Source organism: Streptomyces nigrescens (assembly GCF_027626975.1).
Classification (GTDB): domain Bacteria; phylum Actinomycetota; class Actinomycetes; order Streptomycetales; family Streptomycetaceae; genus Streptomyces; species Streptomyces nigrescens.
The window spans coordinates 2,956,557-2,969,208 of sequence record NZ_CP114203.1; the positions used below are offsets into that span (position 1 = coordinate 2,956,557).

The 12,652-nt window shown below is 70.3% G+C and carries 10 protein-coding genes; 8 read left to right on the forward strand and 2 right to left on the reverse strand.

From position 1 onward, the window contains the following. Nucleotides 1–433: 433 nt before the first annotated feature. From STRNI_RS13320 to STRNI_RS13355, 8 genes are all read left to right on the forward strand, one after another. Nucleotides 434–4,195: a sensor histidine kinase gene (locus STRNI_RS13320; RefSeq protein WP_277411313.1), complete on the forward strand. Its 3,762-nt coding sequence runs from the start codon at nt 434–436 to the stop codon at nt 4,193–4,195. Between the two features lie 9 nt (nt 4,196–4,204). Next, entirely contained in the window at nt 4,205–4,618 is a 414-nt protein-coding gene (locus STRNI_RS13325; RefSeq protein WP_018087200.1) for a roadblock/LC7 domain-containing protein, read from the forward strand. A gap of 101 nt (nt 4,619–4,719) precedes the next feature. After that, nucleotides 4,720–5,130 carry a DUF742 domain-containing protein gene (locus STRNI_RS13330; protein WP_018087201.1) on the forward strand — a complete coding sequence of 137 codons (411 nt, stop codon included), beginning with the start codon at nt 4,720–4,722 and terminating at the stop codon, nt 5,128–5,130. After that, on the forward strand, nt 5,111–5,704 hold the full coding sequence (locus STRNI_RS13335; protein ID WP_018087202.1) for a GTP-binding protein: 594 nt from the start codon (nt 5,111–5,113) through the stop codon (nt 5,702–5,704). The genes STRNI_RS13330 and STRNI_RS13335 overlap by 20 nt, the downstream gene beginning before the upstream one ends. A gap of 401 nt (nt 5,705–6,105) precedes the next feature. Then, nucleotides 6,106–9,192, forward strand: coding sequence for a sensor histidine kinase (locus tag STRNI_RS13340; RefSeq protein WP_381844570.1), 3,087 nt, complete (start codon nt 6,106–6,108; stop codon nt 9,190–9,192). Nucleotides 9,193–9,202: 10 nt separating this feature from the next. Then, nucleotides 9,203–9,616, forward strand: coding sequence for a roadblock/LC7 domain-containing protein (locus STRNI_RS13345; protein WP_018087204.1), 414 nt, complete (start codon nt 9,203–9,205; stop codon nt 9,614–9,616). An 84-nt stretch (nt 9,617–9,700) separates the two neighbouring features. Then, nucleotides 9,701–10,291, forward strand: a complete 591-nt coding sequence (locus STRNI_RS13350) for a DUF742 domain-containing protein (RefSeq protein ID WP_026169206.1) — start codon at nt 9,701–9,703, stop codon at nt 10,289–10,291. After that, complete coding sequence (locus STRNI_RS13355) at nt 10,272–10,850, forward strand: GTP-binding protein (protein WP_073447656.1); 579 nt, start codon at nt 10,272–10,274, stop codon at nt 10,848–10,850. The genes STRNI_RS13350 and STRNI_RS13355 overlap by 20 nt, the downstream gene beginning before the upstream one ends. A gap of 142 nt (nt 10,851–10,992) precedes the next feature. Here STRNI_RS13355 and STRNI_RS13360 read toward each other — a convergent pair whose 3' ends face one another. Both STRNI_RS13360 and STRNI_RS13365 read right to left on the reverse strand, forming a co-directional pair. Beyond that, entirely contained in the window at nt 10,993–11,649 is a 657-nt protein-coding gene (locus STRNI_RS13360; RefSeq protein WP_018087207.1) for a DUF4360 domain-containing protein, read from the reverse strand. Nucleotides 11,650–12,443: 794 nt separating this feature from the next. Further along, the gene (locus STRNI_RS13365) at nt 12,444–12,650 is read right to left on the reverse strand and encodes an acyl-CoA carboxylase epsilon subunit (RefSeq protein WP_018087208.1); all 207 of its coding nucleotides are present in this window, start codon (nt 12,648–12,650) and stop codon (nt 12,444–12,446) included. Between the last annotated feature and the right edge of the window lie 2 nt (nt 12,651–12,652).

The window sequence follows — 12,652 nt, forward strand, 5'->3', positions numbered from 1 at the left end:
ACAAATGCCGCATTTCCCATGATCAACAACCTTGGGCGAATCGGACAATGGCGGATTGAAGTGCACGTTCCGCTCCCGATCACCGCACCTGGGACAGCCTGGAGGGGCGGACGACTCGCGGATAAAAGTCCGTTATCGACGGGCGAACCTTCTACAAGTCGTGACGCCGTCCGTACATTGCGTCACCCAAGTCACAGTGCGGGACTCCGCTCTTGTTGGAGATCCTGCACTGTGCTGGAATTCCACGGACCGCCGCACGTTTCAGCCGGCGCGCAGGGCGCAACGAAGCGCCGCGCGGTGGTGCCGTTCTCTTCCACCGGAGAGATCAGCCCGCCGGTCATTCACGACCGCCATGGGGGGACTTAGCGGTCCCCCATACGACTCGACACCGTCCCGCCGAGGTGGGACGCCTGGTCCAGAGGTTGCGACGCTAGTGCAGGGACGTTTCAAGAGGGATGGCAGCGCTGCGGCGGACCCGGAGCTGCGCGGCGGAACCGACCGCGCCTCCTCGCCCCAGCGCGCCCAGGGCAACGGTTCCGCCGGGGGCAGCACGCTGCCCGTCGACGGAGGCGGCCAGGCGCCGGGCAATGACGCCGCGGACAGCGGTAAGCCCAAGGCGTCGAAGGGGGCCAGTGGCCCCGGTTCGCGAATAGCGCTGCGCAACTGGCGCATCAGCACCCGTCTGGTCTCCCTGCTCGCGCTGCCCGTGGTCGCCGCGACCACCCTGGGTGGCATGCGCATCGGCACGTCGCTGGAGAACATCGACCAGCTCGACAAGATGCAGCTGCTCACCGAGATGACCCGGCAGGCGACCGAGCTCGCCGACGCGTTGCAGGTGGAGCGGGACAAGTCGGCCGGTCCGCTGGCCGGCAGCGGGAACGCCAAGGACGACGCCAACGTCGTCGCCCCCCGGGAGGCGACCGACCGCGCCCGGCTGTCGTTCAACCAGGCCACCGATGACATCCGGGGCCAGGACGCCACGATGACCGGTGTCCGGGCGACCGTCCTGGAGATCACCCGCCAGCTCAACACCCTCAACGAGATCCGCAACGGCGCCTACAAGGACGAGGACAACTCGGCGCGGACCATCACCAGCTACAACCAGCTGATCAACTCGCTGCTGTCGCTCTCCCAGGACATGGCGCAGGCGACCAGCAACCCCGAGATGATCCGCAGTACCCGTGCGCTGGCGGCGTTCTCGTCGGCCAAGGAGTACGCGTCGATCCAGCGCGCCCTGGTCAGTGCCGGCCTCGCCCACGAGGGCGGCCCGCAGCTGTCCTCCAACGACCGGCTGGCCGGCCGTAACGCCGAGGACAACGAGAAGGCGGCCCGCGACCGCTTCTCGCAGATCTACACCAGCAACGGCGAGAACAGCGCCGGCGCGCTCACCCGCGGTCTGGACGGCAACAACGACGAGATCAAGGCCGCGGTCGCCTTCGCGCACCGCGCCTTCGCCAGCGGCTCCGGCATCCGCAGCCAGGACTACCGCTACCTCGACTGGTACGACTCCGACACCGTCAAGGTCGACGAGATGTCCCGGATCGAGACCACGCTGCTCTCGGAGATGGAGCAGAAGTCCCGCGAGCTGCGCAACGAGGCGACCCAGACCGCGATCATCAGCGGTGCGCTGATCCTGCTCGTCCTCGGTGTCTCGCTGGTCGGCGCGTTCGTCGTGGCGCGGTCCATGGTCCGCTCGCTGCGCCGGCTGCAGGACACCGCGCAGAAGGTCGCCCAGGACCGGCTGCCCGAGCTGGTCAAGCAGCTGTCCGAGTCCGACCCGCAGGACGTGGACACCTCCGTCGAGTCCGTCGGTGTGCACAGCCGGGACGAGATCGGCCGGGTGGCCGCGGCTTTCGACGACGTGCACCGCGAGGCGGTCCGCCTCGCCTCCGAGCAGGCGCTGCTGCGGGGCAACGTCAACGCGATGTTCACCAACCTCTCGCGCCGTTCCCAGGGTCTGATCCAGCGTCAGCTCTCGCTGATCTCCGAACTGGAGTCCCGCGAGGCCGACCCGGACCAGCTGTCCTCCCTCTTCAAGCTCGACCACCTCGCCACCCGCATGCGCCGTAACGGTGAGAACCTCCTGGTCCTCGCCGGTGAGGAGCCGGGGCGCCGGTGGACGCGGCCGGTGCCGCTGGTCGACGTGCTCCGTGCCGCCGCCTCCGAGGTGGAGCAGTACGAGCGGATCGAGCTCAACGCCGTACCGCAGACCGAGGTCGCGGGCCGGGTCGTCAACGACCTCGTGCACCTCCTCGCCGAGCTGCTGGAGAACGCCACCTCGTTCTCCTCGCCGCAGACCAAGGTCAAGGTCACCGGCCACGCCCTGCCCGACGGCCGGGTGCTGGTCGAGATCCACGACACCGGTATCGGCCTGTCGCCCGAGGACCTGTCGTCCATCAACGAGCGGCTCGCCAGCCCGCCGACCGTGGACGTCTCGGTCTCCCGGCGCATGGGTCTGTTCGTGGTCGGCCGGCTGTCGCTGCGGCACGGCATCCGTATCCAGCTGCGGCCCTCCGACTCCGGCGGCACCACCGCGCTGGTCATGCTGCCGGTGGACCTCGCCCAGGGCGGCAAGAAGCCGGCGCCGAGCAACGCCAAGGGCGGCTCCGGCGACCACGGCGGCGGGCAGTCCAGCCGGCTCGCGGGGCTGCAGCCGCGCGGTCAGGTCGGTTCGGGCCCCTCGGCCGGCGGGCGCCCCGCGCTGCCCGGCCGCGGTGGCCCCGGCGGCGGTGCGCCGAACGCCTTCGGTGCCCCGGCGCCGTCCGGCCGTACGGCACCTCCCGGCGCGAACCCGCCCGGTGCGGGCTCCCCCGGTGCCCCGGCGCAGGGCGGCGACGCCCGCCCGGCCGCCGGCCGCCCCTCCGGCTCGCGTCCCTCGCTGCCCACCCGCGGCGCGGACAACGGCCCGGCGCCCACCGTGGCCCCGCCGACCGGCGCACCGCGCCGCGAGGAGCGTCCGCAGCTGCCGGCACGCGGTGCCGCGGCCGAACTGCCGGGCGGTCCGCCCGTCGGCGGTCAGGGCGGTCAGGGCGGCCAGGGTGCACAGCAGTCGGGCGGTACGAGCTGGGGTGCGCGCCGTGACCGCGGCGCCTCCGACGACTGGCCGCTGGCGCCCCGCGAGACCCAGGACCGGCCGCGTGGCCACGAGGAGCCGGAGACCACCGGCAGCTTCGAGCGGCCCGCGCCGGGCGGCGGCCCCGGTGACACCGCGGCGTTCGCCCGTCCCGACTTCAACGGTCCGCCGCCCGCCGCGGACGGCTCCCGGGGCGGACAGCGCCCGCAGGACGCACGTCCGGCCGGCCAGGGCGCGGGCAACGGCCCCGGCGACACCGGGCAGTTCGCCCTGCCGGGCGGCAGCACGGGGCAGTACGAGACCGGTCAGTACGAGACGGGCCAGTACCGGCGCCCGGACAGCGACACGGGCCAGTACCAGCGGCCCGATAGCGACACCGGCCAGTACCAGCGGCCCGACAGCGACACCGGCCAGTACGACACCGGGCAGTTCGACACCGGCCAGTACCAGCGGCCGGACGCCGACCGCGGCGGGTACGCCGACGAGTCGCAGGGCACCGGGCAGTTCCCGGTGCAGCAGCCGCAGGACAGCGGTGCGCCGTCCGCCGATGTGCTCGGCGACGCGGACGCCGGTCCCGGTGACGGCCGTACGCCGATCTTCGACACCATCGAGTCCGACTGGTTCAACCACCCGGCGGCCGCCGCTGCCGGTGTACCGCCCCAGGGCGCCGCCGAGCCCGAGGCACCGCGGCTGCCGCGCCGCGGGGCCGCACAGGACGGCGAGGCACGCAACGACACGCGCAACGAGGCCCCGGTCAACGGTGCGCGTCACGACGCACCGGTCAACGGCGCGCGCAGTGCCGCGCCGGCCGAAGCCGCCTCCCAGTGGCGCAGCTCGCCGAACGACGAGACGTGGCGGCAGGCGGAGCAGATCCGCCAGCCCGCCGCGGGCGGTATCACCACCTCCGGACTGCCCCGCCGGGTCCCGCGCGCGAACCTCGTCGCGGGCACCGCGCAACAGCAGCAGTCCACCCAGAGCGGTCCCCAGGTCTCGCGTGCGCCCAGTGATGTGCGCGGGCGGCTGACCAATCTCCGTCGGGGTATTCAGCAAGGCCGGCAGGCCGGGACGTCGTCCACCGGCACCCACGGCATTGTCGATCCCACTCACCAGCAGGAGCGTTAGTTGAGTCCGATGAGCCAGGCGGCGCAGAACCTGAACTGGTTGATCACCAACTTCGTGGACAACACCCCCGGGGTGTCACACACGGTGGTGGTCTCCGCGGACGGTCTGCTCCTCGCCATGTCCGAGGGCTTCCCCCGCGACCGCGCCGACCAGTTGGCGGCGGTGGCCTCCGGCCTGACCTCGCTGACCTCCGGCGCGTCCCGCATCTTCGAGGGCGGGACGGTCAACCAGACCGTCGTGGAGATGGAGCGTGGCTTCCTCTTCATCATGTCCGTCTCCGACGGATCGTCGCTGGCCGTACTGGCGCACCCCGAGTGCGACATCGGCCTCGTCGGCTACGAAATGGCTCTCCTGGTCGACCGCGCGGGGACGGTACTGACGCCGGATCTGCGCGCCGAACTGCAGGGCAGCCTGCTGCACTGAACGGCGTCCGCAGCGCCGCTCCGTCCAGCACCAACCATCCATGTGCCGCACCCCCCACCGGCCCAACCCGACGACAGTCAGTTGTCCCGCCCGGAGGATCCATGACCCCGCCACCCGCCACTTCCGACCCGTATGGCGCTTATGGCCAAGCGCCGTACGGGAACGAAGGTGACCAGCCGCTGGTGCGCCCGTACGCCATGACCGGAGGCCGGACCCGGCCGCGCTACCAGCTCGCCATCGAGGCGCTGGTCAGCACGACCGCCGACCCCTCTCAGCTGCCCGGGCTGCTGCCCGAGCACCAGCGGATCTGCCACCTGTGCCGTGAGGTGAAGTCGGTCGCCGAGGTCTCCGCCCTGCTGCACATCCCGCTGGGTGTGGCACGGATCCTGGTCGCGGACCTGGCGGAGGCCGGGATGGTGGCGATCCACCAGCCCGGCGGCAGTGGCGAGGCCGGTGGCACGCCGGACGTGACCTTGCTCGAGAGGGTGCTCAGTGGACTTCGCAAGCTCTGACAGCGGTTCGGACGGGAATACGGCCCGCGCCACGACCTCCGCCAAGATCGTGGTGGCGGGTGGCTTCGGCGTGGGCAAGACCACCTTCGTCGGGGCCGTATCGGAGATCAACCCGCTGCGCACCGAGGCCGTGATGACCTCCGCCTCGGCGGGCGTCGACGATCTCAGCCACGTCCAGGACAAGACCACGACGACCGTGGCGATGGACTTCGGCCGGATCACCCTGGACCAGGACCTGATCCTGTACCTCTTCGGTACGCCGGGTCAGGACCGCTTCTGGTTCATGTGGGACGACCTGGTCCGTGGTGCCATCGGCGCGGTGGTGCTGGTCGACACCCGCCGTCTCGCCGACTGCTTCCCGGCCGTCGACTACTTCGAGAACAGCGGACTGCCGTTCGTCATCGCCCTCAACGGCTTCGAGGGGTACCAGCCCCATACGCCCGACGAGGTGCGTGAGGCGCTGCAGATCGGCCCGGGGACGCCGATCATCGCCACCGACGCCCGGCACCGCAACGAGGCCAAGAGCGCGCTCATCACGCTCGTGGAGCATGCGCTGATGGCGCGGCTGCAGTAGCCCGCGCACCGGCCCGCACCGGATCCGGTGCGGGCCGCACGGCAGTTGCCACCGGCGGGGCTGCGCCCGCCTGCCCCGGACCGGATTCCGGCATCCGTGAGTGGATCTGTGTCCTTCGACACGCCCACAATTTTGCTTCATAACGTTTCGACAGTGAATCAGCTGGGTTTCGACACCCCGTGCGCACATCCGGCTTCGCTGCGCTCACAATTCTCCTGCATTTTGGCGCGGCTCGCCCTTAACGCCCCTTTTATCTCAGGCCCTTTCGCGCCTCCTCCGCCTTTACCCAGTGTTTGGAACGCACCGCCCTGACGTGCTGAAATTCGCTGAACTCCGGAGTAGGAACGCCCAGAAGAAACGGCACAGCAAGACAGTGCCGGCGCCGAGAGGTTGTTGGTCGAGTGAGGCGAAGCAAGGCGAGCCCCGAGCCGCAGGAACCGCGGCGGGGCAACTTCACCCCGCCACCCAGAGGTGGCCTACCGGCTTCCGACGCGCCCGAAAATACGGTCGCGAAGCCTCCGGTCAGTGGCGGAAAGTACTCCCCGCGCAACTGGCGCGTGGCGACCCGCCTGAACGCCATTCTGCTGATCCCCGTGGGGCTCGCCCTGGTCTTCGGCGGTCTGCGGGTGGACAGCTCGTTCGCCACATGGCAGGAAGCCCAGGACGCGGAGAACACCGCGAAGCTCGTTCGCGCCGCGCTTTCCTACAGCAATGCCCTGATCGACGAGCGGGACCGCACCGCGGCGCCGCTGCTGAAGGGCAAGAAGGACGACCCGGCCGTGCTGGGGGCGCGTGACGCCACCGACGCCGCCGCCGACAAGTTCCACCAGGCCGCCAAGTCCATGCCGGACAAGCCGGGCCTCAAGCGCCGTCTCGCCTCGTTCGAGAAGGCCGAGCCCAAGCTCCAGCAGCTGCGCCAGGCCGCCTACACCTCCAAGCTGCGCGGTGTGCAGACCGAAGAGGGCTATGTCGAGGTCCAGCACCCGCTGATGGAGTTCGCCAACGAACTCGGCCTGGGCACCGGCAACATCACCTCCTACGGCCGCACGGTCTACGCCGTGGCGCTGGCCAAGGCGGCGGAGTCGCTGGAGCGCTCCATCGGCACCCACCTCCTGGTCGACCCGGCGTCCCCGCAGGGCGGCAAGGAGCACAAGCTTCAGCTCACCGCCTTCGCGTCGTACCGCTACCTGGAGGGCATCGCCATCGGCGAGTACACCTCCGGCGGTACGCCCGAGGACGTCGAGCGCCTCAAGAAGGACGCCGCGGGGCTCAAGCAGGCCGCGCAGCAGAAGGTCGCGCGGGCGAAGGAGCAGGCCCAGGCCGCCGGCCGGCCGTTCCGCGCCCCGCCGTCGATCGACCAGATGGGCACCCAGATCGCCACCGGCGCCGCGCCGGAGTCGCTCGGTCTGCGCGGCATCACCTCCGACACCTACTTCGCTGCCGCGACCGGCAAGTTCGACATGTACCGGTCCATCGAGAAGGACCTGTCGGACAAGGCCGTGAACGAGGCGGCGCAGATCGCCGAGGACGCCCGGCAGTCCACCTTCGTCGACTCCGCCATCGTGCTGGCCGCGCTGATCATCGCCTTCGTCGTGGCCGGTCTGATGGCCCGCCGGATGAGCCGCAACATGCGCGAGCTGCGCACCGCGGCCTTCGGCATCGCCGAGCAGCGGCTGCCGATGCTGGTCGACCAGCTCTCGCGGACGGACCCGGGCCGGGTCGACACCCGTGTGCAGCCCATCCCGATCTCCACCACCGACGAGATCGGCGAGGTCGCCCGCGCCTTCGACCAGGTGCACCGCGAGGCCGTCCGGCTCGCCGCCGAGCAGGCTCTGCTGCGGGGCAACGTCAACGCGATCTTCACCAACCTGTCCAGCCGTAACCAGGGTCTGATCGAGCGCCAGTTGGAGCTGATCACCGACCTGGAGAACAACGAGGCGGACCCGGACCAGCTGGAGAGCCTCTTCCGGCTCGACCACCTCGCCACGCGTATGCGGCGCAACGGCGAGAACCTCCTCATCCTCGCGGGCGAGGAGCCCGGCCGCCGCTGGAACCAGCCGGTGCCGCTGGTCGACGTCCTGCGGGCGGCGATCAGTGAGGTCGAGTCCTACGAGCGAATAGACCTCACCGGCGTCCCCGAGAGCGAGATCCACGGCACCGCCGTGACCGACCTCGTGCACCTGCTGTCCGAGCTGCTGGAGAACGCCACCACGTTCTCCTCCCCGCAGACCAAGGTGCGGGTGGCCGCGACCCGGCTGCCCGACGGCCGGGTGATGATCGAGATCCACGACAAGGGCATCGGGCTCACCCCCGAGGACTTCGCGGACATCAACCACAAGCTGGCGAACCCGCCGAGCGTGGATGCCGCGATCTCCCAGCGCATGGGCCTGTTCGTGGTCGGCCGGCTGGCCGACCGGCACGGGATCCGGGTGCAGCTGCGCCCCTCCGGCGAGCAGGCGGGCACCACGTCGCTGGTCATGCTGCCCGAGGCGATCACCCACGGTGGTGGCGGCGAGGAGCAGTTCGAGGACGACTTCACGGTGTCCCGGATCGTGCCCGAGCACCAGCACGCGGCGTACGAGAGCCAGCAGCGCACCGCCGCCGAGCTGGGCTTCGACGACAGCCGCTACGGCCGTGCGGACGGCGCGGAGCTGGACATGATGGGCCGCTCGATGCTCCGCGAGGAGCGCCGGGCCGCCCTGGAGGCCCAGGCCTCAGGTGAGCAGGGTCCCGAGTACCAGCAGGACGAGCGTCCGCTCTTCCGTGACGAGGTGTCGTCCGGCGGCGCGTACCAGGACTACCCCGCCCAGGCATATGCGGAAGCCGATCAACCGCTCTACGACGACCGGTCCCACGGCAACCAGGCATTCGGTGAGTCGAGCTTCGCGGAGACCACGGGCCAGCAGCCCTACGTCTCCCACGAGACGGCACAGCCGGACGAATGGGCCGAACGCCCCGCATTCGGGGGCTACTTCGGGACCGAAGCGGAATCTGACCGGAATACAACTGCCGCTCCCGCTGGCGCCGCTGAGCGCGTACCATTCGAGCGTCCGGGCCCCACACCGAGCGACGCCTCATCGCTGACGGACGCCGGCCTTCCGCGCCGCGGAGGCCGCGACCAGCAGGCACCCCAGGTGCACGAGCAGCGGAGCGCGCCGGAGACCGGCCAGGACGGCTCGGACTGGCGCAGCTCCAACGACGAGCGCTGGGAGCGGGCGGAGCAGCTGCGTGAGCCGAAGGCGGGCGGAGTCACCTCTTCCGGCCTCCCCCGGCGGGTGCCCAAGGCCAACCTGGTCGAAGGTGCAGCGGAGCAGACCCCACAGGGCGGCCCCCAGGTCTCCCGCGCCCCGGAGGACGTCCGCGGCAGGCTGAGTAACCTGCGCCGCGGTGTCCAGCAGGGACGCAACGTCGGCACGGACTCCTCCGGGGTCCCCCAGAATGACCAACAGGGCTTCGGCCCCGGCAGCACCTACGATCAGGAGCGTTAGTGTGAGCCCGATGAGCCAGGCGGCGCAGAATCTGAACTGGTTGATCACCAACTTCGTGGACAACACCCCTGGGGTGTCCCACACGGTCGTGGTCTCCGCGGACGGTCTCCTCCTCGCCATGTCCGAGGGTTTCCCTCGTGACAGAGCCGATCAGTTGGCGGCGGTGGCCTCCGGCCTGACGTCGCTGACCTCCGGCGCGTCCCGCATCTTCGAGGGCGGTAGCGTCAACCAGACCGTGGTGGAGATGGAGCGTGGTTTCCTCTTCATCATGTCCGTCTCCGACGGATCGTCGCTGGCCGTACTGGCGCACCCCGAGTGCGACATCGGCCTGGTCGGCTATGAGATGGCCCTGCTGGTCGATCGCGCGGGCACGGTACTGACGCCGGATCTGCGCGCCGAACTGCAGGGAAGTCTTCTCAACTAAAAGACAGGCAGTGCGTTTCCCGCCACCGCGCCTTATGGTTCGGTGGCGCGACCGGCGTCAGACAGGCAAGTTGGAGGAGGAGACGTGGCAACGCCCCCGAGCGGATACCCGTATGGTTCCGGGCAGGAGTCCGGGCCTGTGGGCGAGACCCATAACAACCGCTTCAACTTCCCGTCTGCGCCGAGCCGCCGGCCGCAGCGGCCCCCGCAGCAACAGCCCCGGCCGTACGACTCCCAGCCGTACGAGCCGTCGGTGTACGACCAGCCCCAGGCACCGCGCATCCAGCCGGTGCAGCCGCGGCGGCGCGCGCCCGAGCCCGCCCCCACCGGCGCGAACAACCCGCTGGTGCGCCCGTACGCCATGACCGGAGGCCGGACCCGGCCGCGCTACCAGCTCGCCATCGAGGCACTGGTCAGCACGACCGCCGACCCCTCCAAGCTGCAGGGCCAGCTGCCGGAGCACCAGCGCATCTGCCACCTCTGCCGTGAGATCAAGTCAGTAGCCGAGATCTCCGCGCTTCTCTCCATCCCCCTCGGCGTCGCCCGGATCCTCGTCGCCGACCTGGCAGAGGCCGGACTCGTCGCCATCCATCAGCCCGGCGGGGACGAGACCGCCGGCGGACAGCCAGATGTGACACTGCTCGAAAGGGTGCTCAGTGGACTTCGCAAGCTCTAGCGGTGCAGCCCGCTCCACCACCTCCGCGAAAATCGTGGTGGCGGGCGGCTTCGGCGTGGGCAAGACCACGTTCGTCGGGGCCGTCTCAGAGATCAACCCGCTGCGCACCGAAGCCGTGATGACCTCCGCCTCGGCGGGCATCGACGACCTCACGCACGCGCCGGACAAGACGACCACCACCGTGGCCATGGACTTCGGCCGGATCACCCTGGACCAGGACCTGATCCTGTACCTCTTCGGTACGCCGGGTCAGGACCGCTTCTGGTTCATGTGGGACGACCTGGTCCGTGGTGCCATCGGCGCGGTGGTGCTGGTCGACACCCGCCGTCTCGCCGACTGCTTCCCCGCGGTCGACTACTTCGAGAACAGCGGACTGCCGTTCGTCATCGCCCTCAACGGCTTCGACGGACATCAGCCCTACACGCCCGACGAGGTGCGTGAGGCGCTGCAGATCGGCCCGGACGCGCCGATCATCACCACCGATGCGCGGCATCGCAGCGAGGCCAAGAGCGCGCTCATCACGCTCGTGGAGCACGCGCTGATGGCGCGGCTGCGCTAGCAGGACGCGTCCGGGCTCCCCCGTGCCCGCACGCGCGCAACGACGAAAGGCCCCCACACCGTTTTCCGGTGCGGGGGCCTTCGTCGTGCCGTTGGGGCCCGTTACGCACCGGTGTACGGGCCCCTGGGACGGTCCCCCGGCGTCAGCGGCGCCCGGGGCACTCCTTCCATGCGAAGTGGTACAGGGTGTTGATGCTGCCGTCGGTGGAGTCCATGGCCATGTAGCTGGTGGTCTTGGGGTCCGCGGACTTGGCGTCCACCCTCATCTCGGTGTTGATGTTGAAGTAGCGCTCCTCGCCGCAGGGTGCGTACACCAGCGCGTCGATGTCGGTCTCGTCCGAGGTCTGCCAGTTGGAGTCGTAGGGGCCGGTGAAGCTGTGGCTCTTACGGGCCGTCTGCTGCTGGCCCTGGAAGTAGTAGCCGGCCGTCTCCAGCCCCTTGGCGCCCGGGGCCAGGGAGGCGTAGCCCCGGTAGTCGGCCCGGGCGATCGCGTAGGTGAAGCCCTGCGGGACATGGACGTTGAGCGCGATCTGGCAGTTCTTGCGGGAGTCGGTGGGCTTGCTGCCGCTGCCCGCCTGGGCGAGGTATTCGCTGTACGTGACGGTGAAGGCGGTGTTGTCGGGGGCGATGGCCACCGCGGCGCTGCCGGGTCTGCAGCCCGAACCGTTGACCGTGGCGACGGTAATGGTGATCTTTCCGGTCGGCGGATCGTCGCCGAACCGGGCTGTGGTGGTGGGGGATGCCGATCCGGTGAGGAGCAACGATGCCACTGCGGCACCAGCACTGAGCGTGCTGAGCATGGGCTTTCCTTCCGGTCGTCCTAGGCCCGCGGGGCGGGAACACCAGGAGATGGGATGACGAGCGCATGCCAGCATGGGGATCGCGGCTTGAACAGCTCTGCTCCCCAGGGTTGAGGCGAACCTACGCCTTGATCCGGACGCGACATGCCAAACCGGAACACCACGTCCGAAAAAGGGGGTTGCCTTTGGCTGGGGCCGGTTCGCTGTCGCTTGGTGGGTGGTGGGTCGGAGGGGACGCCCGGTCACCCTCCCCCAGCCTTCGGCCGGGAGGTGCCCCCACGGCGCGGGCGACGCGGGTCCCGGAGGTTCTTCACCCCGTTGTTCGCTCCGGGTCCTGCGGGCGGCTCACCGGACATCCCCTCCGACCGCCGTACGTGCGCGGCCGACCCGCCGTACCGATCACCGTTACGGCCATGCGCGGCAGGTCTTGGCAGGGAACTGGCCATGCCGCCCGCAGGTTGGGCGCGGCCGGCATGGAGGTCGTGACGGGCGGTGTCACCGGCCGGCAGTCGGCAACGCTGAACGGTTGGAGGGGATGTACCGGTGCCCGCCCGCAGGACTGGAGCGAACGCCGGGGCAATCAATCCCACGTAGCCGCGTCGCCCGCGCCGAGGACGGGTACCGGTGCGTCCCCTCCGACCCCCGCGGCAACCACACAACCCGCAAAACCCCAGCCCCCACCAAGTCGCACGGCCCGAGAAGCAGGTGACGGATCGGCCACGCCACCCCAAACAACCGCGAGGGACCCCGCACCACCGCAGGGCCCCTCGTCGGAAACAGCGCGCGTCAGCGCGTTACCGCTGCCAGCTGGTCGCCCCATGGAAACCGTTCTGACGCTCCAGGCGACGCCAGCGCGCCGCGGTGGCGTGCGGACGGGCAGGGGCGGCCGCCGGCTGGTGGGCGGCGCGGGCCAGCAGGACGGCGGTCAGGGCGGCGAGCTCTTCCTCGCTGGCCTGGCCCTTCTCCACGCGGATGGGATCGGTGCGGTGGGCAGGATTCACGG

Excerpts from the sequence above, each read along its gene's own strand:
- STRNI_RS13325 (WP_018087200.1), top strand. The coding sequence starts at position 4,205 with ATGAGCCAGGCGGCGCAGAACCTGAACTGGTTGATCACCAACTTCGTG.
- STRNI_RS13330 (WP_018087201.1), top strand. The coding sequence starts at position 4,720 with ATGACCCCGCCACCCGCCACTTCCGACCCGTATGGCGCTTATGGCCAA.
- STRNI_RS13345 (WP_018087204.1), top strand. The coding sequence starts at position 9,203 with ATGAGCCAGGCGGCGCAGAATCTGAACTGGTTGATCACCAACTTCGTG.
- STRNI_RS13360 (WP_018087207.1), bottom strand. The coding sequence starts at position 11,649 with ATGCTCAGCACGCTCAGTGCTGGTGCCGCAGTGGCATCGTTGCTCCTC.